At 63.9% G+C, this 26,222-nt stretch carries 21 protein-coding genes, 1 pseudogene and 1 riboswitch; of the genes and pseudogenes, 13 read left to right on the top strand and 9 right to left on the bottom strand.

The annotated features are described in order from the left end of the window. Positions 1-52 precede the first annotated feature (52 nt). The 4 genes from AC15MQ_RS19020 (at position 53) to AC15MQ_RS19005 (ending at position 6,999) form a co-directional block, all read left to right on the top strand. Positions 53-673 (top strand): Gx transporter family protein, encoded by a 621-nt coding sequence (locus tag AC15MQ_RS19020; RefSeq protein ID WP_483080999.1) that lies wholly within the window; start codon positions 53-55, stop codon positions 671-673. A gap of 33 nt (positions 674-706) precedes the next feature. Then, positions 707-1,324 carry a flavin prenyltransferase UbiX gene (locus tag AC15MQ_RS19015; protein WP_483080998.1) on the top strand — a complete coding sequence of 206 codons (618 nt, stop codon included), beginning with the start codon at positions 707-709 and terminating at the stop codon, positions 1,322-1,324. 148 nt (positions 1,325-1,472) lie between these two features. Then, entirely contained in the window at positions 1,473-2,693 is a 1,221-nt protein-coding gene (locus AC15MQ_RS19010; protein WP_483080997.1) for an MFS transporter, read from the top strand. A 106-nt stretch (positions 2,694-2,799) separates the two neighbouring features. Continuing rightward, positions 2,800-6,999, top strand: a complete 4,200-nt coding sequence (locus tag AC15MQ_RS19005) for a bifunctional diguanylate cyclase/phosphodiesterase (protein WP_483080996.1) — start codon at positions 2,800-2,802, stop codon at positions 6,997-6,999. Positions 7,000-7,031: 32 nt separating this feature from the next. Here the strand turns inward: AC15MQ_RS19005 and mutY are convergent, their stop codons facing one another. Further along, entirely contained in the window at positions 7,032-8,126 is a 1,095-nt protein-coding gene (mutY, locus tag AC15MQ_RS19000; protein ID WP_483080995.1) for an A/G-specific adenine glycosylase, read from the bottom strand. A gap of 309 nt (positions 8,127-8,435) precedes the next feature. Between mutY and AC15MQ_RS18995 the strand changes: the two genes are divergently transcribed. Then, positions 8,436-9,008 (top strand): flavin reductase family protein, encoded by a 573-nt coding sequence (locus AC15MQ_RS18995; protein WP_483080994.1) that lies wholly within the window; start codon positions 8,436-8,438, stop codon positions 9,006-9,008. Positions 9,009-9,193: 185 nt separating this feature from the next. Here the strand turns inward: AC15MQ_RS18995 and AC15MQ_RS18990 are convergent, their stop codons facing one another. Continuing rightward, positions 9,194-9,688, bottom strand: a complete 495-nt coding sequence (locus AC15MQ_RS18990) for a methyl-accepting chemotaxis protein (RefSeq protein ID WP_483080993.1) — start codon at positions 9,686-9,688, stop codon at positions 9,194-9,196. Positions 9,689-10,381: 693 nt separating this feature from the next. On the opposite strand from AC15MQ_RS18990, the gene AC15MQ_RS18985 reads away from it, so the two are divergent. The 3 genes from AC15MQ_RS18985 to AC15MQ_RS18975 all read left to right on the top strand — a co-directional run bounded on the left by AC15MQ_RS18985 (position 10,382) and on the right by AC15MQ_RS18975 (position 14,765). After that, on the top strand, positions 10,382-10,663 hold the full coding sequence (locus AC15MQ_RS18985) for a hypothetical protein (RefSeq protein ID WP_483080992.1): 282 nt from the start codon (positions 10,382-10,384) through the stop codon (positions 10,661-10,663). A gap of 214 nt (positions 10,664-10,877) precedes the next feature. After that, positions 10,878-12,080: an ABC transporter substrate-binding protein gene (locus AC15MQ_RS18980; RefSeq protein ID WP_483080991.1), complete on the top strand. Its 1,203-nt coding sequence runs from the start codon at positions 10,878-10,880 to the stop codon at positions 12,078-12,080. 15 nt (positions 12,081-12,095) lie between these two features. Further along, positions 12,096-14,765 (top strand): PAS domain-containing hybrid sensor histidine kinase/response regulator, encoded by a 2,670-nt coding sequence (locus AC15MQ_RS18975; RefSeq protein WP_483080990.1) that lies wholly within the window; start codon positions 12,096-12,098, stop codon positions 14,763-14,765. Between the two features lie 75 nt (positions 14,766-14,840). Here the strand turns inward: AC15MQ_RS18975 and AC15MQ_RS18970 are convergent, their stop codons facing one another. The 7 genes and pseudogenes from AC15MQ_RS18970 to AC15MQ_RS18940 form a co-directional block, all read right to left on the bottom strand. Next, complete coding sequence (locus AC15MQ_RS18970; protein WP_483080989.1) at positions 14,841-15,368, bottom strand: chemotaxis protein CheW; 528 nt, start codon at positions 15,366-15,368, stop codon at positions 14,841-14,843. Between the two features lie 10 nt (positions 15,369-15,378). After that, positions 15,379-17,253 (bottom strand): methyl-accepting chemotaxis protein, encoded by a 1,875-nt coding sequence (locus tag AC15MQ_RS18965; protein WP_483080988.1) that lies wholly within the window; start codon positions 17,251-17,253, stop codon positions 15,379-15,381. Then, on the bottom strand, positions 17,250-18,335 hold the full coding sequence (locus AC15MQ_RS18960; protein WP_483080987.1) for a chemotaxis protein CheA: 1,086 nt from the start codon (positions 18,333-18,335) through the stop codon (positions 17,250-17,252). Before AC15MQ_RS18960 ends, AC15MQ_RS18965 begins: the two co-directional genes overlap by 4 nt. Positions 18,336-18,389: 54 nt before the next feature. Next, a pseudogene (locus tag AC15MQ_RS18955) lies at positions 18,390-18,443 on the bottom strand (hypothetical protein); the annotation flags it as partial. A 17-nt stretch (positions 18,444-18,460) separates the two neighbouring features. Then, positions 18,461-19,498, bottom strand: coding sequence for an Hpt domain-containing protein (locus AC15MQ_RS18950; protein ID WP_483080986.1), 1,038 nt, complete (start codon positions 19,496-19,498; stop codon positions 18,461-18,463). Then, on the bottom strand, positions 19,495-19,824 hold the full coding sequence (locus AC15MQ_RS18945; RefSeq protein ID WP_332336003.1) for an STAS domain-containing protein: 330 nt from the start codon (positions 19,822-19,824) through the stop codon (positions 19,495-19,497). The genes AC15MQ_RS18950 and AC15MQ_RS18945 overlap by 4 nt, the downstream gene beginning before the upstream one ends. Positions 19,825-19,831: 7 nt before the next feature. Next, positions 19,832-20,200 carry a response regulator gene (locus tag AC15MQ_RS18940; RefSeq protein ID WP_350496927.1) on the bottom strand — a complete coding sequence of 123 codons (369 nt, stop codon included), beginning with the start codon at positions 20,198-20,200 and terminating at the stop codon, positions 19,832-19,834. Positions 20,201-20,318: 118 nt separating this feature from the next. Next, positions 20,319-20,405: riboswitch (cyclic di-GMP riboswitch) on the bottom strand. Between the two features lie 167 nt (positions 20,406-20,572). Between AC15MQ_RS18940 and AC15MQ_RS18935 the strand changes: the two genes are divergently transcribed. The 5 genes from AC15MQ_RS18935 (at position 20,573) to AC15MQ_RS18915 (ending at position 26,186) form a co-directional block, all read left to right on the top strand. Then, positions 20,573-21,946 (top strand): ATP-binding protein, encoded by a 1,374-nt coding sequence (locus tag AC15MQ_RS18935; protein WP_483080985.1) that lies wholly within the window; start codon positions 20,573-20,575, stop codon positions 21,944-21,946. Between the two features lie 5 nt (positions 21,947-21,951). Further along, positions 21,952-22,518 carry a response regulator transcription factor gene (locus AC15MQ_RS18930; protein ID WP_483080984.1) on the top strand — a complete coding sequence of 189 codons (567 nt, stop codon included), beginning with the start codon at positions 21,952-21,954 and terminating at the stop codon, positions 22,516-22,518. 2 nt (positions 22,519-22,520) lie between these two features. Further along, positions 22,521-22,925 (top strand): RNA-binding S4 domain-containing protein, encoded by a 405-nt coding sequence (locus AC15MQ_RS18925; RefSeq protein ID WP_483080983.1) that lies wholly within the window; start codon positions 22,521-22,523, stop codon positions 22,923-22,925. Positions 22,926-22,989: 64 nt separating this feature from the next. Further along, a complete protein-coding gene (locus AC15MQ_RS18920) occupies positions 22,990-23,370 on the top strand; it encodes a DUF2784 domain-containing protein (protein WP_483080982.1) in 381 nt (126 codons plus the stop codon). Further along, positions 23,367-26,186: a TOTE conflict system archaeo-eukaryotic primase domain-containing protein gene (locus AC15MQ_RS18915; protein ID WP_483080981.1), complete on the top strand. Its 2,820-nt coding sequence runs from the start codon at positions 23,367-23,369 to the stop codon at positions 26,184-26,186. Before AC15MQ_RS18920 ends, AC15MQ_RS18915 begins: the two co-directional genes overlap by 4 nt. The last annotated feature ends 36 nt before the right edge of the window (positions 26,187-26,222 follow it).

The raw sequence follows: 26,222 nt of genomic DNA, 5'->3' as shown, positions 1-26,222 counted from the left end.
CGCGCAACCCGCACGTGGACTCCGCAGATGTCGGCTGCCGGCACTGATCTCGATGCCCGATACACTGCGCGTGATCAAACTCACGACGACGCCGGACGACCACCGCATTGCGCAACTCGCGGCAGCGGCGATCGGTCTGTCCTTGATCGACGCGGCAATCCCGCTGCCTCTGCCCGGAATCAAACCTGGCCTGGCCAACATCGTGTCGCTGATTGTCCTGTCCCGCTACGGCTGGGTCGCAGCTGCCTGGGTCAGCGGTCTGCGGGTCTTTGCCGGCAGTCTGCTGCTGGGATATTTTCTCTCGCCGGGGTTTTTCATGAGCCTCACCGGCGCGCTCTTCAGTCTGCTCATGCTGGCCATGGCGATGCGCCTGCCACGCCGCTACTTCGGACCCGTCAGCTGGAGCATACTGGCCGCCTTTGCCCATATCGGGGGACAACTGCTGCTGGCTCGACTGTGGCTCATTCCACATGATGGCCTGTTTTTTCTGGTGCCTTTTTTCGCGATGGCGGCACTCGTTTTCGGCCTCATCAACGGCCTCGTCGCCGCGCGTCTGCTTCTGGAGTTGCCGGCCAACGCCCTTCCATGCAATGGCCACCCAGACCCGGAACAGGATCACTCCATCGCCTCCCCTCCCCCGTTGTCCCGCGCGCGGGACAACGGCGAACCCTGAAACCCTTGCACATTGACGCCAGTGATATCGAAAATGCCCGCCACCATCTGCCTGGCCTTCACCGGCGCCTCGGGCATGCCCTACGGGGTGCGCTTGCTCGAATGCCTGCTGGCAGCCGGGTGTCGTGTTCAGCTCTTGTATTCGCAGGTCGCGCAGATTGTCGCCAGGCAGGAAATCGGGCTGGAGCTGCCAGCGCGAGCGAGTGAAGCACGCGCCAGTCTGCAGCAACGCTATGCCACCCTGCCCGGCACGCTCGAGGTGTATGGCCGGGAGGAGTGGTTCGCACCGCTGGCCAGTGGCTCCAATCCTCCCGACGCCATGGTTGTCTGCCCATGCTCGATGGGAACGCTGGCGGCAATCGCGCAGGGTCTGGCGAGCAGGCTGATCGAGCGTGCCGCCGACGTGGTTCTCAAGGAGGGGCGCAAGCTGGTTCTGGTGCCGCGCGAGACGCCCCTGTCGGCGATCCATCTGGAAAACATGCTGCGCCTGTCCAGGGCTGGAGCCGTGATCCTGCCTCCCAATCCAGGGTTCTATCATCATCCCCGCCATGTCGAGGACCTGGTTGACTTCGTGGTCGCCCGCATCCTCGATCAACTGCAGGTCAGCCATACCCTGCTGCAGCGCTGGGGAGAGGCGGAACCCGCCAGGTGAGCGCCGCTGACGCCGCGCACCGGCCCCCGGCGGCAACGCCGGTTGCTCGTCAGCCCATTGGAAATCCTGCGTTACGCGCTCAGCATCAGGCCCTGCTGCAAGCACACAGTATTCCGGACTGGCTGTCGCTGCGGAGGCAACGACTTCAGTGACCGATACAACCCGCTCGCCGCTGCTGCTGGTGGCCCTGTTTTGTGCCGCAGAAACCTTCTCGATGGCCGGATTTGCACTCGTACCTTCGCTGTTGCCACGACTTTCGGAGCAATGGTCGCTATCCGCGACGGAAGGCGGCTGGCTCGGCGGCATCTTCTTTCTCGGCTATATCCTCGCCGTACCGCTGTTGGTCAGTCTGACCGATCGCCTTGACGCCAGGCGAGTCTACCTGGCCTGCGCAGGTTTGAGCGGAATCGCACTGGCCGGCTTTGCCAGCCTCGCGGACAGTCTTTCGGCCGCCCTGTGCTGGTGGTCGCTCGCCGGCCTGGGCCTGGCTGGCACCTACATGCCGGGCCTCAAGGCGATGACCGATCGATTGCCGGTGCCCGTGCAATCGCGAGCAACTGCGTTCTACACCGCCACCTTCGGTGTCGGCGTGGGTCTTTCGTACCTCTGGATCGAACTGCTGCAGGGACTCATGCCCTGGCCCTCGCTGTTCGCCCTCGCGGCCGCTGGTGCCGCGTTGTCCGTGCTGCTGGTCTGGCGCGGCGTCTCACCGGGCAAGTCATCGCTGCGTCCCAGAGTCGGGCACGGTCAGTGGCGCAATGTCTTGCACGACAGACGCATCCTGGCGTTCTGCGGCGGCTATTTCGGACACAATTGGGAACTCTTTGGCTTTCGGGCCTGGCTGGTGGCTTACCTGACCTGGACGCACGCCATGTCACCTGACGCATGGACCGCAAGACCAGGGTGGATTGCCGCACTGGCGACCTTCCTGGCGGTGCCCGCCAGCATTCTCGGCAACGAAGGCGCGCAACACTGGGGCCGCAAGCGCTGGCTGCAGAGCGTAATGCCTTTGTCTTGCATTCTGGCGCTCATCGTCGGCTTGTCGGGTAGTCAGTCGAGCCGCTTGCTGGTGCCCGTGATCCTCGTTTACGCTGCGAGCATGAACCTCGACTCGGCGGCGCTGACCGCCGGTCTGCTCACCGAAACCCCTCCCGAGCAACGCGGCACGGCGCTCGCACTGTATTCGTCGATCGGTTTTGCCGGCGGCTTCATCGGGCCGGTGGCCTTCGGAGCCGCACTTGACGCCTTCGGGCGCAACACTCACGCCGGCTGGGCTGCCGGTTTCGTGACCCTGGCCTGTGGGGTCGGCTGCGGGCGCTGGGCGATTGGCCGAATCGAAAGCCAGGGGAGCGACACCAGGCCACAGTAGCCCGCAGAACAAACTCGTGTTCAGGCCACAAGGATATCCCTGCGCAAGATCCCCGGTCGCGCAGGGTGGCCTTGCCTTTGCTTGGGAAGTCTTGCAGTATTCTCGCATGACCTCACCGAATTCACTCGTCAAAATCCGTCGTCAGCGCAAGACGCTGCTGCTGGTCCTCGGCTTGTTGGTCCTCCTGGTTGTGCAACTCCTCGCTTATCAACTCTGGCTGAGCTACCGCGAGGAAATTCATGATGCCGAAACGAGGACTCGCAGCTATGCGGCCATCTTCGAAACCCGCCTCGACGCTACGTTACGCCGCACCGATGCCATTCTGCAGGGGATGACCCGTCGTATCCCGGCACGGGCACTCTCCCGCCAGGCCTCGTCCGCCTACATCGGCGAAATGACCAGCGAACTCGACTCCCAACTGCTCAATTTCAGCGAACTCGTCGGCCTGCGCGTTTTCGATGTCGAGGGCGAGTTGCTGTACAGCTCGGATTGGGCCAACACCCCGCGCATCAACGTCGCCGACCGGCCATACTTCCGCGCCCTGCAGGACAAGCCACAAAATGGTCTGGTGTTCTCCGAAGTCATCGTGTCACGCGCCACGGACCGCCCCAGTCTGATTGTCGCCAGCCCGCTGCGCGATGCGGATGGCGTCTTTCGCGGCATCGTTACCGCGGTACTCAACCTTGACCTCTACGCGGAGATCTTCCGCTCGGTAGACGTCGGAACCGATGGGGTCATCTCCTTTCGCCGCAGCGACGACCACCGGCAAGTGGTACGCTGGCCGTCGGTACCCACCCAGACAAACCAGACGCTCGATCCGGGCCATCCCCTTCGGCAACCCATCGCGCGCGGAGACACCACCGGCACCCTGCATTTCGTCTCGCAGACTGACGGCACCTACCGCATTTACAGTTTCCACCGGCTCGAACGCTATCCCTTCTATTTCATTATCGGCATCAGTCGCGATGAGTTGCTGGCCGGTTGGCGGACACGTGCCCTGGTGGTGGGGGTTTCAGGGCTGCTGTTGCTGATGCTCCTGGCGGGACTGCTACGCCGCCTGTGGCACAGCGAGCAGCGCGAGGCCAAGGTATTGGCCGACCTGATCGACAGCGAACAACAACAACGAGCCAACAGCCAGCGGCTCGAGATATTCGAACGCCTGGCAGAAAATGCCGGACAGGGAATCGGCATGGCTCACCCTGACGGCACCATCCTCTATGCCAACCCGGCGCTTCGCCAGATGCTCGGAATACCCCTCGACGCGACATGCAGCACGTACTCCTTCACGCAGTTCTACAGCGGGGAGAACGCCACGAGATTGCACGAAGAGGTGCTGCCAAACGTTCTCTCGTTGGGGCGGTGGACAGGTGAACTGGACTTGTCCGCGCTCGACGGACGGCGGATCCCGACGATCCATACCTTGTTCGTCGTCCACGACGTGGCTGGTGACGATCCGATCATCGCCAATGTGCTCGCCGACCTCAGCGAGCGGCAACAGATGGAGGAAACCAACCGCCAGTTGCTGGCCGAAATGGAAACGCTCCTCGCCAACGCACTGGTAGGCATCGTACACCTGCGGCACCGTCGAGTGGTTTCGTGCAACCGGCGTCTTGAGGAGATCTTCGGCTATCTCCCGGGGGAACTGATCGGCAGAACGTCCGAATGCTTTTACCCTTCGAACGAGGTCTTCGAACAGATCGGTACCCGGGCTTACAGCATCGTCGCCGAAGGCCGAAATTTCCGGGCCGAACTGATGCTGAGACGCAAGGATGGCAACCTCTTCTGGGGCGTGCTGACCGGACGGGCCATCGACCCCAGCCAACCACAGGAAGGCAGCATCTGGGTCTACGCCGACATCTCGGAGCAGCGTCAGGCGGAGGAAGAATCCCAGAACCTGTTGCAGGCTGTGGAACAAAGCCCCGTGGCCATCGTCATCACCAACCGCAATGCCGAGATCGAGTACGTCAATCCGAGCTTCACGCGCGTAACCGGTTATACGCGGCTTGAAGCGATCGGCCAGAACCCGCGCATTCTGAAATCCGGCCTGGTCCCTCTTGAAACCTACAAGACGCTGTGGCAAACCTTGCTCGCGGGCAAGGTCTGGAACGGCCTTCTCCACAACCGGCGCAAGAATGGCGAACTGTTCTGGGAAAAGGCCTCGATTGCCCCGGTATTCGGCGATCACGGCGAGGTGACGCACTATCTGGCAGTCAAGGAAGACGTCACCGAGCGCCTGCAAGCGGAGAAGCTGCTGCGCGAGAGCGAGGAGGCTTTCCGCCACCTCTTCGAAGACGCCAAGGACCCCCTGCTGCTGCTCCAGGATGGACACTTCATCGACTGCAACACAGCCACCCTGGAACTTCTCGGCTACCCTTCCAAGGCCGAGTTTCTCGGACGCAACCCGGAAGACATCTCGCCGGCCTGCCAACCCGACGGTCAGCCATCGAAGGAGAAAGCCGCAGCGATGATGGCTACCGCACATCGCTGCGGCTACCACCGTTTCGAGTGGACGCACCAGCGCGGGGACGGCACACCGGTTCCGGTCGAGGTCACGCTGACCCCGATCACCCTGCGTGGCGAGGTGATCTTGCACACCCTGTGGCGCGACATCAGCGACCGGCGCATCACCGAAACGCGCTTGCGCCTGCTGGCCGGGGTTTTCGAACACAGTGCCGAAGCAATCATGGTCAGCGACCGGGACAACCGCATTCTGGAAGTCAACAAGGCCTTCTGTCGCCTCACCGGCTACAGTGCCGAGGAAGTCCGCGGCAAGGATCCACGTCTCCTGTCTTCCGGGCGATCGGCCCCGGAAGAGTATCGAGCGATGTGGCATTCGATCACCTGCAGTGGCCACTGGCAAGGCGAGATCTGGGATCGCCGCAAGGATGGCAGCGTGTACCCGAAATGGCTCTCGATCTCGACCATGCGCGCTGCCGATGGCGACATCGAACACTATATCGGCAGCTTCGTCGACATCTCGGAGCGCAAGGCTGCCGAAGAAAAGATCAGTCATCTGGCACATTTCGACACTCTGACCGATCTGCCCAACCGCTCCAACCTGCAGGGCCGGCTCGATCAGGTCCTGGCCTCGGCGCGACGAGACGGCCATCGCCACCCGGTAGCCGTGATGTTCCTTGATCTCGACCGCTTCAAGAATATCAACGACACTCTCGGTCACCACGTCGGCGATGCGCTGTTGCTCGAAGTGTCCAAGAGGCTGACGGCAAGCGTGCGCGAGAGCGACGTGGTGGCACGCCTTGGCGGCGACGAGTTCGTCGTCGTATTGACCGGGGCCGACGCCGTTGCTGCCGAGCGAGTGGCGGCGAAAGTGCTCAAGGCCCTGTCGCAACCGTGTCAAATCGACGGGCATGGGCTGCATACGACGTCGAGCATTGGCATTGCCGTCTTCCCCGGAGATGGCGAAACCGTCGAAATCCTGATGCGCAATGCCGACGCCGCGATGTATCACGCGAAATCGGCCGGACGCAACAACGTGCAGTTCTTTACCGCGAGCATGAACGAGGCCGCCAGGGACCGACGACAACTCGAGGAAGATCTGCATCTGGCCCTGCAGCAGGGCCAGTTTGTACTGCATTACCAACCGCAGATCGACGCCCAGCAGCGTGTTTTCGGAACCGAGGTGCTGCTGCGTTGGCAGCATCCCGAACACGGGCTGGTCGCACCGGCCAGATTCATCCCCTTGGCCGAAGACACCGGGCTGATCGTGCCGATCGGGCACTGGGTACTGGAAACCGCCTGCGCACAGATCACCGCGTGGGCAACCGATGCCCGGACTCGCGAGTTGCAGGTGGCGGTCAACGTCAGCGCACGCCAGTTCCGCCAAGCCGATTTCGTCGACCAACTACGGGAGCTACTGGAGCGTAGCGGCGCCGAGCCGACACGCCTGAAACTCGAACTGACCGAGAGCCTGGTGCTGGACAACGTCGCCGATACCATCGCCAAGATGCATGCCATCAAGCTGCTTGGCGTAACTTTCTCGATGGACGACTTCGGCACCGGCTATTCTTCGCTTTCCTACCTGACCCGGTTACCGCTCGACCAGCTCAAGATCGACCGGGCATTCGTCCGCCGCCTCCCGGACAACCAGAACGACGCAGTAATCGCTCAGACCATCGTCACCATGGGACGCAGCCTCGGCCTGAAGGTGATTGCCGAGGGGGTGGAAAATGAAGCCCAACGCCAGTTCCTTGCCAATCACGGCTGCCACGGCTACCAGGGCTTCCTCTTCAGCCGCCCCTTGCCGGTCGAAGCTTTCGAACAGTTCTTGAGGGAGAAGCCGATCTGACCCGCCAGCACCCGAGCCGGCAGGCTGTCGGATCAACCTTGCAGAGGCAGCGTCAGCAACAGCTTCTTGATCGGCATCGGCAAGGCCGCAGCAGCGACGTTCTCCAGAGGCAACCATTGCCAACGCATTTCCATTGCCCGCAGGCCTGCGATTTCGACCTTGCAGAGCAGCACATCGATGGTCAGACGGAAGTGCGTGAAGGCGTGGGTAACTGGCGGCAGGCTTTGTGTATCCACCAGACGACAGCCCTGGTTCTCGGCGAAACGTTCGGCAGATTCGCCTGACCATTCAGGCAAGCTCAGCAGACCACCCCAGATGCCACTAGGCGGGCGACGTTCGAGCAGCACTCGTCGGCCATCGCAAAACAGCAACAGGCGGCTGAGACGTTGCGGCAGCACCTTTGGTTTCGGGCGTTGAGGAAAGTCGGTTTGCCGACCCTCGTACCGGGCGACGCAGATTCCCTGCAAAGGACAAGTGTCGCAACTGGGCTTGCGACGGCTGCAGACAGTGGCCCCGAGATCCATCATCCCTTGGGTATAGGTTTCGATGTCGCTTTCCGGGAGTAGCGATTCGGCCAGATCCCACAACACGCGTGCGTCGCGTGCCGGCGAGTCGCCACCGGCGATACCGAAGCAACGCCCGAGCACGCGCCTGACGTTGCCATCGAGAATGGCTGCCCGACGGCCAAAGGCAAAAACGCTGATCGCCGCCGCGGTGGAGCGGCCAATTCCAGGCAGTTGGGCATTGTCGGCCGGTTCGGCAGAGAAGCCCCCGCCACGCTCGTGGACAAGGATTTGCGCGCAGCGGTGCAAATTTCGTGCGCGCGCATAATAGCCAAGACCAGACCACTGTTCCAGCACGCTCTCGAGCGGCGCTGCGGCAAGCACTTCCAGCGTCGGAAAGCGTTCCAGAAATCGAGCAAAATACGGAATCACGCTGCGCACCTGCGTTTGCTGCAGCATGACCTCGGATAGCCAGATGCGGTAGGCGTCGCCGCCCTGCTGCCATGGCAGGTCGTGACGACCGCTCACCTTCTGCCAGGCGATCACCCGTTCGGAGAAGCTCGGGATGAAGGACGACCGAGCCGCCTTCATCCCCGAGGCAACAACCTCTGGCGTGCTGCCCATCCGCCTATAAACGATGACCAGGATCGATCTGCGGACTCACTCGAGCAACCTGGCACCGACCACCCGCATGGCGCCGGGCCAGCAGAATCGTCTCGACACGCGCCGGTCGCACGGCGATAATCACGAACCTGGGCCGATAGTCGGCGCGCCGCATCCACTGCTTGTGCAGGGAACCGACTCAAGGGCATGCAAGCGCTGGCGATGTGCTTTGTGACGCACTCCAAGGCTGCAGGTGACATCGCGGAAGTCTCTCCTTTCTCTATCGACCGGGAATCTTAGCATGCCTCGACAACGTCTCCGGATTGCCTGATGAACCTTACTCTTGCCTCTCCGGAGTGCCCGGAAACAGCGATGCTCACCCCGCCCTGCGGGGACTGTGAAGTTGGCCGCTCGCTGGCAGCGAGCGAGTTGATCTGCCTTGATTTTCGCGAGGCCTTGGGAAGCTTTGCCACCGGCGTCACGGTGCTGACCGCGCTGACCCCTGACGGGGAGCCAATCGGAGTGACGATCAGTTCGTTCAACTCCGTTTCGCTGCAACCGCCCCTGATCCTCTGGAGCCTGGCATGCGCCTCGCCCAGACTGGAGGCCTTCCGACTGGCCAGGCATTATGCAGTGAACGTCCTGACGGCAGATCAACAATGGCTCTCCGACTGCTTTGCCAAGCGCGAGGATGACCGTTTCCGCGAGGTGGAGTTCACTGCAGGATTGGCCAGCGTGCCACTGATCAAGCGCTGTTCGGCCTGGTTCGAGTGCAGCAACGAAGCGCAGTACCCCGGCGGCGACCACCTGATTTTCGTGGGTCGGGTCGAGCGCTTCGCCCGTGGTGAGCCGGCAGCTCCCCTGATCTTCCATGCCGGCCGCTATCGGCGAATCAGCGATTAGACTGCCGCCGGTGCACCCGTAGCGAAGGGCGATGACCATCGTCATTATCGCCGCGTACTCCCTCCGCAACAGTCTTGGAAATGCACCCCGGCCCGATTTTTGGTATTCGCCCCCCAAAGACACCTTGCCGATACGCACGCGACCGATCTTCCCAATCCGCATCGCAACACCAACGGCCCCCGCCATCAGCCTATCTGGAACCGGCTGCCAGGGACCTTCATGACAATAGCCAACTCCATGAGTACTTCTGCGGCGGTAGCGACCACGGATGCGGCCTCGCTGTTTTGCTCGGTCATTTGCGCCACCTGTTCGACTTGGACGGCAATGCCCTCGCTGGCGACACCTTGCTCAACCAGTGCCGACGAGTTGTTGGCTACGACATTGACCACGCGCTCTGCGCCATCCTTGATTTGAACGATCGCCGAACCGGCTTGCTCGGCCATGCCTACACCTCCGCCGACATCCTCGACTGCGGACCTCATCGCGGATACAACCGGCCGTGAACTGTCTTGTATTGCGTCGATCATCCGCGCGATGTCCATGGTGGCTTGCGTAGTACGCTCGGCTAGTTTGCGCACTTCGAGAAGAGGGCCGGCTGGCCGCTCTGGCTCGAAGAACTGTTTGCGGCCGCGACCCGTGCGCGCACCTGGGAGGCACTGGATGAATTGCTTGACAAGCATGCTGACCGACTGTGGGGGGCAGGCTTGTTTGGCGGATCCGCCGTCGGTGTGGCCATCGCGCGAGTGGACGAAGCCAGGAACCCGCAAGTGGTGCTGGCGCGTATGGACCCGGACATCACGCTTTGGGTGCGGCGCCTTCGCGACCTGCCGGAACCGACCGGAGAGCCGCGCCGCCGTCGAATGCGGGGCGGCTGACGAAGCGGCGAACCTGGACCGCTGTCCGCCGGACAGAGCCCTCGCCGAACTGGGTCCGCGCATCGTCGCAGCAACCGCTTGTGTCGCCAGCCGCGCCTGGCCTCGCATTCTCTTCTGGCGGATGTGCGCAACCTGTACCCGCACGTCCACCGTATAAGACGGGAACCGTTCGTTTCGCCGCGAGAACGCCATCGATCAGTCAGTGCCGGCATCGGTTCGCTTGCGGGGGGTTGTCAGAAGTCGGTTCCGTGTCGAGTTCGGCTGCCTGGTTGTCTCCTCGAAGGCCGGCTGCGCACCCCGGCAGAATCATCGACAATCATGACCTTGATTTCTTGTCCCATCACGAATTCTTCTACAGACCCGTAGGCCATCATGCGTCGGCTGACAGCGCGGGGATCGCGGCCACGTCGTCGATCGACAGGATGCGCGCCATGGCCTAGTCCTCAGAATCGCTCGTAGTCATTCAGCGGATGGGTTGCGACCGAGCGCGACCTGACCTTGCCGGGTCTGGCCACCCTGGCCCACCTGCATGACGAGCAGCCGCCCTGGGTGCTCAACGACATCGCCCTGAGCCATCTGCAGAAGCAGGGAATGAAGGAGGCGCTGGTCGAGCGGCTGCGGACGACCCCGTTTGCCGGTGACGACTGGGCGGCGTATCTCGACCGCCACGGCCTCTGCGATGAGCGCCACCGCCGCATCGCTGTGAACCTGCCCCCGCGCAGCACAACAAGAAAAACGCTCATTGTCTTGCGGGACGCCGCTAGGGCGGAAACGAAGTGACACCGTACAGGCGCGGCGTTGGGGGGACCCGGGGGAAATCGTCGGCGCCGGGACGGCCACCAGGTGGGTTGGGATGGCTGCTCCATAATGCCTGTATAGCGCGTATCGGTCGACCTGGATCAAGAGAGTCCCAAGGCGATCTGGTCAAAACCACTACAGTGAAGTAGGCTCACTGCCTTACACTGCTGTTGCCTTCGAACGTGGAGTTTTCGCCATGTATTCCTGGTTTCGTGGTCTGTTCCCTGCTTTGGTTCTACTGCTTTCGATGCTCTGGCTGCCCGCTGGCGCGGCTGAACAGGCCCCCATCCTGCTTGCGCTCGACGCCGAATTCGGCCACACGACAAGCACCTCGGCGCAGGCCGTACAGCAGGGAATCGAAATCGCCATCGACGAAATCAATCGGGCTGGCGGCGTGCTGGGCGGGCGCAAGCTGCAATTGGTGACCAGCGACAATCGCTCGATACCGGCAATCGCCGTCGATAATCTGCGCGCACACGCCAGCAACCCCAACGTCGTGGCGGTGTTTGGCGGCAAGTTCAGCCCGACGTATATGGAACTGCTGCCGGCCGTGCATGAGTTGGGCATCCTCCTTCTCGACCCCTGGGGTTCGGCCGACGGCATCACCGACCACCGCTACCAGCCGAGCTACACCTTCCGGCTTTCACTGAAGGACGCCTGGGCCGGACCGGCATTGCTGCAATTCGCGCGGGACGAGCGCAAGGCGAGCAAGGTCGGTGTGCTCCTGCCGAACACGGCGTGGGGGCGCAGCAACCAGGCAGCGATTGCACAAGCCGCGCCGGGTCTCAAGATGAGCATCGTCGGGCAGCACTGGTACAACTGGGGCGATGCCAGCCTGCTCACGCAATACCGCGCGCTGCGCGAGGCCGGCGCGCAAGCCATCATTCTGGTCGCCAACGAAACCGAGGGCTCCCTTCTCGTACGCGAACTGGCGGCACTGCCCGTCAACGAGCGCCTGCCCATCGTCAGCCATTGGGGCGTCACCGGCGGCGATTTCGTGCGCATGTCGGGCGACGCGCTGCAGGCGGTCGACTTCTCGGTAATTCAGACCTACAGCTTCATCGGCAATGCCTCTCCGGCGGCGAAGCGTGTGCTCGCTGCGCTGAAGCAGCGTTATGGCGTCGAGTCGGCCGAGAGAGTCAAAAGTCCGGTCGGCATTGCCCACGCTTACGACCTGACGCATCTGCTGGCCAAGGCGATTACCCGTGCCGGCAGCGCCGACCGTGGCAAGGTCAGGGTCGCGATGGAGCAACTCGGCCCCTACGACGGCCTGGTTCAGCGCTACGCCAAACCGTTCTCGGCCGATCGCCACGATGCGCTGTCACCGGCCAACATCTTCATGGCGCGTTACGGCGCGGACGACTTGTTGAAGCCGCTCAATCGCCGGAACGCCCATTAAGCATTTACGCCAACGATGCCAGGGCTGTCTTTTCCCACCGATCTGCTCCCCAGGCGCGGCGACTCTCTCGCAGCGCGCTTCGAGCGCGCCGCATTTGGCATCACGATGGCCGTGGTCCTGGTGCTCGGCGGGATTTCGCTCTTCCTGGCCATACTGGAGATTCGCGGAAACGAGCGCGACGTGCACCGCAATGCCGCGCAATTGATCGGCGAGCGCCTGTCGGGCGACCTGATTCACCAGATCGACAGCCTGCAGGCATTGGCACGCACGCCGCTGATGTGGACGGCCCTGACCGACTCGGTCGGCCGCGAAGCGTATCTGAAACCCTACCTCGCCGATCGGCAGTCGGGCGAGCCGGCTCTGGCGCTCGCCCTCCTGGACTATCGCGGCCGCCTGGTGACGGGGGAAGCACCGGTCGAGCGTTTGAGCGAGTTGATGCAGGAGGCCGTCAGCCAGGTATTAGGCACACAGGTCGCGCGTTTCGACGTGCTGGGCGGGGCAAAGCCCGAATTGCTGGTGAGCTTCCCGATCCGTTTCCCCTATACCAAAGACGTGATCGGCATCCTTTTCGGGCGACTGGATCTGCAACGGATGCTGCAGCGTGCCACGTTGGGAGTGTCTACCGAGCACGGCATCAGTCTGCTGGGGTCGGACGGCGCGGTGCTGCTGCGCACCGCCGGCCCAGACGCAAAGCATTATTTTCCGGAGTATTTCCAGTTACAGCATCCGGAATTCCCTGCGGCGTACGCGCTGCAACTGGAATTTTATTCGGTCGAAGACTCATTTCTGGCACCGATCGCGAAGCGCATTGCGATCTACGTGATCGTGGGACTGGCGCTCGCCATCATCGTGACATGGCTGTCGCGCCGCCTGGCGTCAACCATCACGACGCGCCTCGATGCACTGGCTGCCGCCAGCCGGCGTACCCTGGACGGCGAGGAATTCAACATTCCGCCAGATGACTCCCTGGACGAGATCGGCGTGCTCAACCGGACCTTGCGCATGGCGATTGCTGCCTACCAGCAGGCCAATGCCAATCTGGAACAACTGGCGCACAGTCTGCAGGAGTCCGAGGAGCGTTATCGGCAGTCATTCGAGGTCAATACCGCCGTCAAACTGATCATCGACCTGGAGACGCAGCAGATCGTCGACGCCAATCGCGCTGCCGTGGACTACTACGGTTATCCGCGCGAGCAACTGCTGTCGATGCACATCAGCGACATCAACACGCTGAGCAAAGACGAAGTCGCGACGGAGATACAGACGGCGAATCGCAGCGAGCAGCAGTATTTCAACTTCCGCCACCGCCTGGCGACCGGGGAGATCCGCGATGTCGAGGTGTACTCGGGGCCGGCTACCGTCGGCGTGCATCGCTACCTCTACTCGATCATCCACGACGTGACCGAGCGCAACCGCATCAAGGCAGAACTGGAACATCACCGCGAGCATCTGGAAGAACTGGTTGAAGCGCGTACGCTTGATCTGTCCATCGCCAAGGAAGCTGCCGAGTCGGCCAACCGCGCCAAGAGTACTTTCCTCGCCAACATGAGCCACGAACTGCGCACGCCGATGAACGCCATCATCGGCCTGACCCATCTGCTCACCCGCAACAGTACCGATCCAGGCCAGCGCGACAAGCTTGGCAAGATCACCAATTCAGCCAACCATCTGCTGCAGTTGCTCAACGAAGTTCTCGACCTGTCGAAGATCGACGCCGAACGCCTGACGCTCGAACGTACTCCTTTCACCGTCGGCAGCCTGTGTCGCAATCTGGAGAGTCTGGTCGGCGACAAGGCGCAGACGAAGCAACTGGTACTGCGCAGCGAGATCGCGCCCAGCCTGCGGCGCCTGGAACTGCTCGGCGATCCGCTGCGCCTGCAACAGGTGCTCCTCAATCTGGTCGGTAACGCCATCAAATTCACCGAACGCGGCAGTGTGACACTGGCCGTGCAATTGATCAGTGAGACGGAGCACAATGCCCATCTCAAATTCTCGGTGCGCGACACCGGCATCGGCATTTCGGACGAGACCCTGAAACGAATTTTCGATCCCTTTGAACAGGCCGACGGTTCAACGACACGCAAATACGGCGGCACCGGGCTCGGCCTGTCGATCTGCCAGCGCCTGATCCGCCTGATGGGCGGCGAGGTCGAAGTGAGCAGTACGCTGGGCGCCGGCAGTACTTTCTCGTTCGCCCTGCGATTTGAGAAAGCCGACGGGGATTCGGCGAGTTCGCCGGAGGCCAGGGCGGAAGCCGCGCTGGAGGTCGAAACGCGGCTGTGCATACAGTATAGCGATGCCCGCATCCTGGTTGCCGAAGACGACTGGGTGAACCAGCAAGTCGCGATGGAACTGCTCGGAGAGACGTTGGGCTTGACCGTCGATCTGGCGTCGAATGGCCGGGAAGCCGTCGAAATGGCCAGCCAGGATCCATACGCGCTAATTCTGATGGACATGCAGATGCCCGAGATGGATGGCCTTGAAGCAACCCGCGCGATCCGCCGCATCCCCCGCTACAAGGACGTGCCGATCCTTGCGATGACGGCCAATGCTTTCACCGACGACGCGGCCAGCTGTCTGGCGGCCGGCATGAACGACTACATCGGCAAGCCGGTCGATCCGGATGTATTGTTTTCGACGATGCTGAGGTGGTTGGAGAAATCCTCCACGCCCCTCAATACGTAGCTTCCCAGAAAGTGGGGGTACGGCTCATGGGGAGCATTGGCGCATGCTCGGCCAGGGGCGACACTTTGCCGGCCATCACGCGTCGGTCGACCGGGCAGGGATCACTGCCATGTCGCCGATCGACAGGACGCGCGCCATGTCGAGAATGACCACGAAGCGGCCATCGACGCGCGCCATGCCGGCGATGAAGTCGCTGCTGACCGCGGTCCCGAAGGCCGGCGGCGGCTCGATGCGGTCGGCGCCGATGTCCATCACCGCATTGACCCCATCGACCATCAATCCGAGAATCTGGGTCGTCCCCGCATGCGTCGCTTCGACGATGACGATGCAGCTGCGTTTCCCCACGCCGGTGGCGCCGCCGCCGAAACGGACGGCGAGGTCGATCACCGGCACTACCGCGCCGCGCAGGTTGATGACCCCGCGCACCGACGGCGGCATCATCGGCACGCCGGTCGGCACGCGGTACTCGAGGATCTCCCGGATGCGCAGGATATCGATCGCATAGACCTCGTCGGCCAGCCGGAACGCGAGATACAGCGCCGTCGCACCGCCGACGACGACCGGCGGCTGGTGGGAGGCCGGAACCGGAAGAGCCGTGCGCATGGCCAGGTCCTCAGAATCGCTCATAGTCTTTCAGCGGCTGCGCGGTGGCCGCGCGCGCCCTGGCCTTGCCGGGTCGCGCCATCCTGGCCGCCGGCGCCGCGACGTCGTGGCCGGCAAGCGTGAACTGCCGCATCAGGTCGTTGAGGTTCTCGGCCTGCGCGTTCATTTCCTCGGCGGTGGCCGAGAGTTCCTCGGCGGTGGCGGCGTTCTGCTGCGTGACGGTGTTCAACTGCGCCATCGCCTGGCTGATCTGGCCGGCGCCGGTGGTCTGCTCCTCCGACGCGGCGGTGATCTCGCCGACCAGATCGGCGGTCTTGCGAATCGACGGCAGCATCGTCTCGAACAACTGGCCGGCACGTTCGGCGGTCTCGACGCTGCTGCTCGCCAGTTCGCCGATCTCCTGCGCGGCGATCTGGCTGCGCTCGGCCAGCTTCCGGACCTCGGCGGCGACAACGGCAAACCCTTTGCCGTGTTCGCCGGCGCGGGCCGCCTCGATCGCCGCATTCAGCGCCAGCAGGTCGGTGCGGTAGGCAATGTCGTCGATGATCGAGATCTTGCCGGCGATCGATTTCATCGCCGCGACCGTCGAGCGCACGGCTTCGCCGCCGGCCAGCGCGTCGGCCGCCGATTGCCCGGCGATGCCGTCGGTGGTCTTGGCGTTGTCGGTGTTCTGGGCAATCGATGCCGACATCTGCTCCATCGCCGAGGTCGTTTGTTCGAGGCTCGCCGCCTGCTCGGAGGTGGCTTGCGACAGGACCTGCGAGGTCGCCGAGACCTGCGTCGCAGCGTTCGAGAGTTCGCTGGCCGAGGTATTCACCTGCGCGATGGTGGCCGACAGTTTGCCGACGGTGTTATTCACACTCGCCTGCAGGGCGCCAAAGTCGCCCTGGTAGTCGGCGTCGATGCTTTCGCTCAGATCGCCCTGCTCGACCGCCGCCATCACCTGCTTGACCGCGTTGATCGGGCCGACCACGGCATCCAGGGTGCTGTTGAGGCCTTCGATGATGGCCCGGAATTCGCCCTGGTGCGCGGCCGCATCGGCGCGCGCCGCCAGGTTGCCTTGCGCCGCCGCCGCCGACAGGGCGCGGGCATCGCCGATCATCGCCCGCACCGCTTCCTGAACCAGCATCACCGCCCGGAACACGGCGCCGGCTTCATCGCGCCCGGCGGTGTCGAGCTTGAACGCGAAGTCGCCGGCGGCCATGCGTTTGGAGACGTCGACGACCGCGTTGAGCGGCACCGAAATCGAGCGCGAGATCGCCCAGCCCAGGGCAGTCAGCAGCGCCAGCAGCGCCAGGGAAATCGAGCCCAGCTGGATCAGGACGCGACGGAAGACGGCATCGACGTCGTCGATGTAGATGCCGGTGCCGATCACCAGATTCCACGGCGCAAACAGCGCGGCGTAGCCGATCTTCGGCGACGCCGACTGCAGGCCCGGTTTGGGGAAGTCGTACTGGACATAGCCGCCGCCGGCCTTGGCCGCGGTGATCAACTCCCGGATCAGGTACTTGCCGTTCGCGTCCTTGAGATCGATCTTGTTGGTGCCTTCGAAGTCGCGGCTGGCCGGGCTCAGGTAGTAGTTGCCTTCGGGGTCGAAGCCGAACAGGTAGTTGCCGCCTTCGTAGCGCATGTGGCGCAGGGCTTCGAGCGCGGTGTTGCGGGCGTCCTTTTCGCTGAGCTTGCCGCTCGCCGAGAGTTGCTGGTAGTGGTCGAGCACGCCGGTGCCGGCTTCGACCAGGCTCTTGATCCGTTGCTTGCGGTCTTCCATCATGCTGTCGCGGATGGTGACCAGCGACACGATACAGAAGAGGATCAGGCCGATGGCCGTGACCCCTCCCCAGATGAGGTTGCGTTTGCCGACCGTGATCGAACGTAATCCGTTCATGTGCTACTCCCTGTTGAATCGTCTGAAATCGCTGTCCGGGCGTCGATGGCGCCGGTGTCTGGTCCTTGCGCGGCGCCGCCTGGCGGGGGCGTCGCCAGGCGGCGCGGTCGTCGGCCGGCGGCGACGCAATGTCGGACCAGGGCCGGGACGTCGAGAATCATGCCGACTTCGCCGTTGCCGATGATGGTGCACCCCGAGACGGCCGGCGCACCGGCGAACAGGGGGCCGAGCGGTTTGATCACGGTCTGGCATTGGCCGTGGATGCGATCGACGACCAGGCCGGCCTGGCGGTGGCCGTATCGGACGACGATGACGCGCGGGCGGGGGTGTTGCGGCCCCGGTTCGTCGAAGAGCTGGCGCAGGCGAACGAAGGGCAGGACCTGGTCGCGCAGTTCGAGGTATTGGCGTTCGCCGACTTCGGGGGGGAGTTCGAGGCACTCGACGACCATGTCGAGCGGGATGATGAAGTGCGAGCCGCCGACGCCGACGTGGAAGCCGTCGATGATCGCCAGCGTCAGCGGCAGGCACAGGCGCATGGTGGTGCTCTGCCCCGGTACGGAATCGATGTCGATCGTCCCCCGCAGGGCTTCGATGTTGCTGCGTACGACGTCCATGCCGACGCCGCGGCCGGAGAGCTCGGTGACTTTTTCGGCGGTGGAGAAGCCCGGGGCGAGGATCAGCCGATAGACTTCCTGGTCGGTCGGTTGGGCGTCGGGGGGGAGCAGGCCTTTCTGGATCGCGGTCTGGCGGATGCGTTCGCGGTCGAGGCCGCCGCCGTCGTCGCTGACTTCGATGGTGATGCTGCCGGACTCGTGGTAGGCGTGGAGTGCGACGGTGCCGCGTGCGGGTTTGCCGCGGGCCTGGCGCGTTTCGGCGGTCTCGATGCCGTGGTCGATGGCGTTGCGCACCAGGTGCATCAGGGGGTCGCCGATCCGGTCGACCATCGATTTGTCGAGTTCGGTTTCGGCGCCGCGGATGGCGAGTTCGATGTCCTTGCCCAATTCCCGGGAGAGGTCGCGAACGACGCGCGGAAAGCGGGCGAAGACTTCGCCGATGGCGACCATGCGCAGGCGCAGGGTCATGTCGCGGATGTCCTGGACGAGCGAGAGCAGGGTTTCGGCCGATTCCTGGAGGTCGGGCCGTTGCAGGCGGCTGACCTGCAGGTGGGTGCCGACGCCGGCGATGACCAGTTCGCCGACGCGGTCGATCAGGGCGTCCAGGCGGTCTGCGGGGACTTTGACGAGGCGCGCGTCGCTGCTGCGCCTGGCTTCGGCGCGCTGTTGTTTGTCGGCCGCGGCGGGACAGGCGCCGCTTGTTCGACGAGGATCTCGCCGAGGCGCCGCGGGGCCTGGTGTGGCTGCGCGGCCAGTGCGGTGGTCAGTTCGTGGGCGGTGATCGATCCGCAGGCGACGAGCATTTCGCCGATGCGTTCGACGTCGTCGTGGTGGTGGGCTTCGATGAGCGCGAGGTACTCGGCAATCTGGCTCTGCGGGGGGAGGATGTGGATCTGCGAGCCTTCCCGGAGGAAATCGAAGACGCCTTCGATTTCGGCCTTGCTGGCCTGGCTGGCGAGGGCGATTTCGAATCCGAGGTGGCAGAGTTCGGGATCTGCGGCGGCGAACTCGGGCAGGCCGCTGGTGAGGGTTTCGACGTGCAGCAGTTGGCCGTACTGGCTCAGGTAGTGGATGAAGGCGAGCGGGTCCATGCCGTCCTGCAGGACCTGTTTGCCGGGGCGCAGCGAGATATGCCAGTGGTCGGCGCCGAACGCGCCGCCGCCGCTGGCGCTGACTTCGCCGGCGGGCGACGGGTCGGTGCCGACGCGGAGCGGGCCGGCGCCGTTGCCGAGGACGCTTTGCAGGCGGGCGAGCAGGGGGTCGCTGCCGGCGAGGGGGGCGGTGGTGTGTTCGGCGACGGCGGCGATCAGTTGGGCGATGTGGTCCTGGCAGTCGAGGAGCAGGCTGATCAGTTCGCTGTCGAACTGGAGTTGGCCGTTGCGCAGGCGGTCGAGGACGTTTTCGACGACGTGCGTGAAGCGGACGACGGCGTCGAGGCCGAACAGTCCGCCGGAGCCTTTGATGGTGTGCGCGCAGCGAAACAGGGCGTTGAGGTCGTCTTCGCGGCAGCGGCCGGCTTCGGCACGCAGCAGGATCGCTTCCATTTCGGCGAGGAGTTCGGCGGCCTCGTCCATGAAGGTGCCGAGGGCCTGGGCGAGGTCGGCGCTGAGGTCACTGGCGGTGTCGTTCATGGGGTGCGCGCGGCCGGTTCGCTGGCGGGGAGGTACAGGGGGTCGCCGAGCACGCTGCCGAGATGGGCGAGGTCGATCAGGCGCAGGACACTCGCGGGGTGGTTGATGAAGCGGACGTTCTTGCCGGGATGGCGTTTGGCGAGGAGCATCAGTTGCAGTCCGGCGGTGTCGATTTCGGTGATGCCGGCGAGGTCGACTTCGAGGTCGTCGGCGTTGCGCATGGCGTCGGCCAGTCCGGCCTTGGTTTCGGCGACGCTGTAGATGGTGAGTTCGCCGGTGAGGGTCAGCCGCGCGGTCTGGCCGTGGCGTGCGCGGGCGAGGCTCATCGCGGCTTCAGATCATCAACAGTCGGGATACCGCCGCGAGCATCTGCTGCGGCTGGAAGGGCTTGACCACCCAGGCTCTGGCGCCGGCTTCCTGGCCCGCTTTCTTTTTTTCTTCGTTGCCTTCGGTGGTGAGCATGATCACCGGCACGAACCGGTAGGCGGGCTGCTTCTTCATTTCCCTGACGAAGCTGATACCATCCAGGTTCGGCATGTTCACGTCGCTGATCACCAGGTGGATCTTCTGTCCACCCAGCTTGCTCAGCGCGTCCCGTCCGTCGCAGGCTTCGATTACTTCAAATCCGGCACCCTTCAGCGCCATCTTGACGACCTGCCGCATCGAGGCAGAGTCGTCAACAATCAGGATGGTCTTGCTCATCACGCGCTCCCGCTGATATGTTTGACACGGCGCGCCCGCAAGGGACCGGCCGCGCGCTCGCACGAGACGCACGCATGCAGACAGGGAGGCATTCGACGTCAGAACGAACGTCTTGCCATGAGGCAACCCAGCCACCCTCCTCGACTTCAGGTTAGGGCCTGCAGCTTTGCGTCCGGGGCTTTCGCCCCGTTTGCTATTCAACTCGTGCCGGAAGTATATGAGGAGAACCGACCGGCGATGTGCGACTTCCGTCACATTCCGATCGCGGACAGGGCTAGCTGGAGGCGCGACCAATTGCCGCAGCCCTCATCACCGCGACGCACAGGGCGTAGAATTCGGCGCTTCGATCACTGTCAGGCAATGCTGCAGCGCATGTTTCGGGTCCATCAGACGCACGCACCCGTTGTTCTTTCGTCCACGGCGAATCCGCTGCGGCGGCTGGTCACGCTGCGCCGGATCGAAGTGCTGACGCAGGCCGTAGTGCTGGTGCTCGCACTCGCGTGGCTGAAAATTCCCCTCGATGGGGTACCGATGATCGCCGCCATTGCCGTGCTCGCAGCCGTCAATCTCGTCACGCAATGGTGGATCGACAAGGGTGGCCCGCCCACCGCGAACGAGGTGTTCGCCCATATGGCGATCGATGTCGCGATCCTCGCCGTGCTGCTGTATTTTGCCGGCGGCCCGGCCAACCCTTTCGTCTCGCTGTTCCTGCTGCCGCCAACCCTGGCCGCGGCGATGCTGCCGGCCCGACACGCCTGGGCGATGGCGGGACTCACCCTCTTCGCCTACACTTTCCTGATGTTCTGGAACCTGCCACTACCACCACCGCAGGGTGACCTGGCGCAGTTCGACGCCCTGCTTGCCCGCGCTACCGGCGGCACCCACACACACGCCGCGCACGGCAGCGGCTTTGCGCTGCATGTTCTGGGGATGTGGCTCAACTTCGTGATCAGCCTCGGCGTCGTGGCCTTCTTCCTGACGCGCATGGCGGCGACGCTCAAGAACCGTGAGCGCGAACTCGCCGCTGCCCGCGAAGCGGCACTGCGCAACGAACAGATTCTCTCGCTCGGAACGCTCGCCGCCGGCGCGGCGCACCAGTTGGGCACGCCGCTGGCGACGATGGCCGTGGTGATCCACGAACTCGAACTGCAACACGGCGATGACGCCGAATTGCAGGAGGACCTGCTGCTGTTGCGAGAACAGGTCGACCGCTGCAAGCAAACGATCTCGCAGATCCTCGCATCGACTGGACAGGGCCGTGACGAAAGTCTGCGCTCGCTGGCACTCGACGACTATCTGCAGCGTCTGCTCGACGACTGGCAGGTCATCCGCCCGCATGCCCGGATCAGCGTTACGCTGCAAGGCGAGCAACCCCCCCCGCTGGTCACCGCCGAGCGCACGCTCGAACAGGCGCTCCTCAATCTGCTCGACAATGCCGCCGATGCGCACGCGGCGAACCCGGAAGCGCTCCGGTTTTCGGCGTCCTGGGACAGCGACAGCTGTCGCATCGAGATTTTCGATCGCGGCCCAGGGATCGGGGGAGAAGCGGCGCTGCGTCTTGGCCAGGCGTTTTTCAGCAGCAAGCGCGCGGCGCACGACCAGGCCGGCGGCATCGGCATCGGACTGTTTCTCAGCAACGCCACCATCGAGCGCTGCGGTGGCCAGGTTGAACTGTTCAACCGCAGTGACCCGCAGGGCGGCGCCTGCACCCGCGTCACCCTCCCCCTGAACCGCCTGAAAGCGTGATCAAGATGCCTGGACGAAACCCGCAAGCAGCCGATGACGAACGCTCGACGCTGCTCCTGGTCGACGACGACGACGCTTTCCGACGCGTTCTCGCGCGTGCGCTGGATCGACGCGGCTATGCCGTGAGCGTTGCCGCCACGGTCGCGGCAGCCATCGTCAAGGCACAGGCACAGTCGCCGGAGTACGCCGTCGTCGACCTCAGGATGCCCGGCCAGTCGGGGCTGGTATTGATCGAGAAACTGCTGGAACTCGACCCGAACACGCGCATCGTCATGCTCACCGGCTACGCCAGCATCGCCACCGCCATCGAGGCGATCAAGCTCGGCGCCGTCCACTACCTGGCCAAACCGTGCGACGCCGACGAAATCGTCGCGGCGCTCAACAAGAGCAGCGGCGGCGACTCGGCGATCCCGGTTACGGGCTCGCCCCTGTCGATCGATCGGCTCGAATGGGAACACATCCAGCGTGTCCTGGTCGAGCAGCAGGGCAATGTCTCGGCAACCGCCAGAGCCCTCAAAATGCATCGCCGCACGCTGCAGCGCAAGCTCGGCAAACACCCGAGCCGGGAGTAACCATGAGCAGCATCGAACAGGGGGTACTGGAGCGCATGCGGATCGACAAATGGCTGTGGGCGGCGCGCTTTTACAAGACGCGGTCCCTGGCCGCACAGGCCGTAGCCGCCGGCCACGTCCGGCTCGACGGGCACACACTCAAACCTGCGCGCGAGATACGCTGCGGTGACCCACTCGAAATCGCCATCGGCGACCAGACATGGACGATCACTGTCAACGGTCTCTCCGATCAACGCCGCCCGGCGGCCGAGGCGCAGCAACTCTACGAGGAGAGCAGCGAAAGCCGCGCGCGGCGTGCGGCGCAGCGGGAGGTGCGACAGCTCGCGCCGGTCCCCGGCAGCGACCTGCGTGGTCGACCCACCAAGAAGGCCAGACGCCAGATCAAGGGTTTCAACGACAGTTTCTGAACCGGAGGGCGGCGACGATGACCCAGACCACGCTTGGTGGACTTTCGAATCTCGGTCTGCAAGCATGACCCATCGAGTCCTGGCAGACGGCATCGTCGTCCTGCACCTGCTGTTCATCATCTTCGTCGTTCTCGGTGGAGGCCTCGTACTGCGCTGGCCAGGGCTCGCACTGCTGCACCTCCCGGCGGCCTGCTGGGGCGCGGCAATCGAACTGAGCGGCGGGATCTGTCCCTTGACGCCGCTCGAGAATCAATTCCGGCTGGCGGCCGGTGCGGCCGGCTATCCAGGCAGCTTCATTGAGCACTACCTGCTGCCGATCATCTATCCGGCCGGGCTGACGCGCGGCATTCAGTACGGACTTGCGGCGGTGGTGATCGTGGTCAATGTAGCCATCTATGGCTGGCTGTTCTATCGGCACAGGTGTTTGCGTTCCACCGCCAAATGAACGCGAGCATAGTCACCCGACACTCCCAGGTTGCCGCCAAGATCGCCCTCTATCGGTCCCTATTCCGTGGCCGGGACGATGTATACCCCCGCCTTTTCGAGAGCCGCAAGACCGGCAAGCCGGGCTACAGCCCTGCCTGCTCAAATGAATGGGTACGCGAGGTGTGCGACAAGCCACGATTGAGGTGCCAGGATTGCCCGAACCGGAGATTTCTTCCCGTAACCGACGAGGTGATCCGCCAACATCTATCCGGTCAGGACCCCAGCGGCCGAGACTTCGTCATGGGTCTCTACCCCATGTTGCTCGATGAAACGTGCTTCTTCCTGGCCATGGATTTCGACCAGGGAAGCTGGCAAGAGGATGTCGCTGCCGTCCTCGAAAGTTGCCGTCAATTGGCGCTTCCCGCAGCGCTGGAACGATCCCGATCGGGCAACGGCGGCCACCTGTGGCTATTCTTCGAGGAGGCCATTCCGGCCGTGCTGGCCAGAAAGCTGGGGGCACACCTTCTCACCGAGACCCTGGAGCGACGACCGGAGATTGGGCTCGCCTCCTACGACCGCTTCTTTCCAAACCAGGACACCCTGCCCAAGGGCGGCTTCGGGAACCTGATCGCGTTGCCTTTGCAGAAGCACCCGCGCGAACGCGGCCATAGCGTGTTTGTCGACGAACACTGGCTCCCCTACCCGGATCAATGGGCGTTTCTCTCGGTACTCGGGAAGATCGCGCGATCTGACGCAGAAGGTATTGCCAGCGCCGCGGAACACCACGGGCGCGTGATCGCTGTTCGCCATCCCGCACTCGCCGAGGACGACGGCGATTACAACGAACCCTGGAACGTTCCGCCCTCGCGCGATCGGCGTGAACCTCCACTTTCCGGTCCCTTGCCCGAGCGCGTGCAACTGGTTCTCGGGAACGAGATCTATATCGCCAAGGAGGGGATGCCACCGGCCTTGCGTAATCGCCTGCAGCGCCTTGCGGCGTTCCAGAATCCCGAGTTCTACCGGACCCAGGCGATGCGCCTGTCGACCTTCGGAAAGCCGCGCGTCATCTCCTGTGCAGAGGACCATCCCCTGCACATCGGTTTGCCGCGCGGCTGCCTCGACGAACTGCTGCGCCTGCTGTCTGAGCTCAACATCGAGAGCGTGGTCCGCGACGAGCGCAATCCCGGTCGGCCGCTGGCCGTTTCGTTTCACGGCCAGTTGCGGCACACGCAGCAACTCGCCGCGGATGCTCTGGCTGCCCACGATACCGGCGTTCTCGCGGCAACCACCGCCTTCGGCAAGACCGTCGTTGCCGCGTGGCTGATTGCCAGGCGCGGCGTCAGTACCCTGATCCTGGTGCACCGCCTGCAATTGATGGAACAGTGGATGGAGCGTCTGTCGACTTTTCTGGGATTGTCGATCAGGGACATCGGTCGGATTGGCGGTGGGAGAAGCAGGCCCAACGGAACCCTGGACGTGGCCCTGATACAGAGCCTCGTCCGCAAGGGCGTGGTCAATGACCGCGTCGGGGAATACGGCCAACTCGTGGTGGACGAGTGCCATCACCTGCCCGCGATCAGTTTCGAGCAGGTGGCCAGACGCGCGAAGGCGAGGTATCTCCTGGGCTTGTCCGCGACGGTGACACGCAAGGACGGCCATCAGCCAATCGTCTTCATGCAGTGCGGACCCGTCCGCTACCGTGTGAATGCAAAGGACGAGGCAGCCGAACGGCCCTTCACCCACGCGGTGTGGATACGCCCGACGGCGTTCCGCACCACCACACCTGGAAACCCCGATCCTCGGGTCCAGTTCCGTGATCTTTACGCGGCGCTGATTGCCGATCAAGACCGAAACCGCTTGATCGCTGACGACGTGACGCAGGCGGTGCGCGAGGGACGCTCTCCGGTGGTACTCACTGAACGAATCGCACACCTCGAAGAACTGGCGGCGCGATTGTCTACCACGGTGCGCCACCTGATCGTCCTGCGGGGTGGCATGGGCCGGCAGCCACTGCAACAGGCGCGGGCCCAACTGGTGAGCATTCCGGAGAATGAGGAGCGCGTCGTCCTGGCCACCGGCGGTTATGTCGGTGAGGGGTTCGACGACGCCCGTCTCGACACGCTGTTCCTGACGCTGCCGGTTTCGTGGCGCGGGACGATTGCCCAATACGCCGGGCGCCTGCATCGCCTGCACGACAGCAAGCGAGAAGTCCGCATCTATGATTACGCAGACCTCAATACCCCCATGCTGGCTCGGATGTTCGACCGCCGATGCCGGGGCTACGAGGCGCTCGGGTACAGCGTCCTGCTGCCGGCCAGCGCCGTACCGGGCTGGCCGTCCGAAGTGCCGCTGCCGGTGGACCCCGAATGGAAACGGAACTATGCGGCCAGCGTTCAACGGCTGGTCAGCGACGGAGTGGACGCGCCGCTGGGCAATCTGTTCATTTACGCCGTGCGCGCCTTTGATCCGGACGCAATCGAAGTGGAGCGAGCGCGTAGCGCAACCGAAGCGTTCCTCTACCGTCGGCTGAAGACCCTGCCCGAGACCGCCGGCAAGTTCTCTCTCAATGCCGAGCTACCGATTCCTTTCGACGGTCGGGGTGCAATGGAGGTAGACCTGCTTTGCGCACAGGCACGCGTGGCGATCGAACTGGATGGCGCTCAACATCTGAACGACGCTGAAGCCTACCGCCGAGATCGTCGCAAGGATGCTCTCCTGCAGGCGAACGGCTTCTTCGTGCTGCGCTTTCTCGCCGAGGACGTCGGCAAGCATCTCGGCGACGTCCTCGACGCCATCCTGCGCGCTCTGGCTGGTCGGCAACGCGCCTCGGGATAAGCACTGACCCAAATGCCACCCAACAAGGCCCTCGCG

It is taken from the genome of Candidatus Accumulibacter propinquus (assembly GCF_056856495.1).
The sequence above is the reverse complement of the archived record's forward strand: the minus strand, read 5'-3'. Positions and strand labels throughout refer to the sequence as shown.

Bases quoted from the DNA above. Each gene is read 5' to 3' on its own strand.
- AC15MQ_RS18935 (WP_483080985.1), top strand. From the start codon at position 20,573: ATGTTTCGGGTCCATCAGACGCACGCACCCGTTGTTCTTTCGTCCACG.
- AC15MQ_RS18965 (WP_483080988.1), bottom strand. From the start codon at position 17,253: ATGAACGGATTACGTTCGATCACGGTCGGCAAACGCAACCTCATCTGG.
- AC15MQ_RS18940 (WP_350496927.1), bottom strand. From the start codon at position 20,200: ATGAGCAAGACCATCCTGATTGTTGACGACTCTGCCTCGATGCGGCAG.
- mutY (WP_483080995.1), bottom strand. From the start codon at position 8,126: ATGGGCAGCACGCCAGAGGTTGTTGCCTCGGGGATGAAGGCGGCTCGG.
- AC15MQ_RS19015 (WP_483080998.1), top strand. From the start codon at position 707: ATGCCCGCCACCATCTGCCTGGCCTTCACCGGCGCCTCGGGCATGCCC.
- AC15MQ_RS18990 (WP_483080993.1), bottom strand. From the start codon at position 9,688: ATGCTTGTCAAGCAATTCATCCAGTGCCTCCCAGGTGCGCGCACGGGT.
- AC15MQ_RS18980 (WP_483080991.1), top strand. From the start codon at position 10,878: ATGTATTCCTGGTTTCGTGGTCTGTTCCCTGCTTTGGTTCTACTGCTT.
- AC15MQ_RS18945 (WP_332336003.1), bottom strand. From the start codon at position 19,824: ATGAGCCTCGCCCGCGCACGCCACGGCCAGACCGCGCGGCTGACCCTC.
- AC15MQ_RS18925 (WP_483080983.1), top strand. From the start codon at position 22,521: ATGAGCAGCATCGAACAGGGGGTACTGGAGCGCATGCGGATCGACAAA.
- AC15MQ_RS18950 (WP_483080986.1), bottom strand. From the start codon at position 19,498: ATGAACGACACCGCCAGTGACCTCAGCGCCGACCTCGCCCAGGCCCTC.
- AC15MQ_RS18915 (WP_483080981.1), top strand. From the start codon at position 23,367: ATGAACGCGAGCATAGTCACCCGACACTCCCAGGTTGCCGCCAAGATC.
- AC15MQ_RS18960 (WP_483080987.1), bottom strand. From the start codon at position 18,335: ATGACCCTGCGCCTGCGCATGGTCGCCATCGGCGAAGTCTTCGCCCGC.
- AC15MQ_RS18920 (WP_483080982.1), top strand. From the start codon at position 22,990: ATGACCCATCGAGTCCTGGCAGACGGCATCGTCGTCCTGCACCTGCTG.
- AC15MQ_RS18970 (WP_483080989.1), bottom strand. From the start codon at position 15,368: ATGCGCACGGCTCTTCCGGTTCCGGCCTCCCACCAGCCGCCGGTCGTC.
- AC15MQ_RS18930 (WP_483080984.1), top strand. From the start codon at position 21,952: ATGCCTGGACGAAACCCGCAAGCAGCCGATGACGAACGCTCGACGCTG.
- AC15MQ_RS18995 (WP_483080994.1), top strand. From the start codon at position 8,436: ATGAACCTTACTCTTGCCTCTCCGGAGTGCCCGGAAACAGCGATGCTC.
- AC15MQ_RS18975 (WP_483080990.1), top strand. From the start codon at position 12,096: ATGCCAGGGCTGTCTTTTCCCACCGATCTGCTCCCCAGGCGCGGCGAC.
- AC15MQ_RS19005 (WP_483080996.1), top strand. From the start codon at position 2,800: ATGACCTCACCGAATTCACTCGTCAAAATCCGTCGTCAGCGCAAGACG.
- AC15MQ_RS19020 (WP_483080999.1), top strand. From the start codon at position 53: ATGCCCGATACACTGCGCGTGATCAAACTCACGACGACGCCGGACGAC.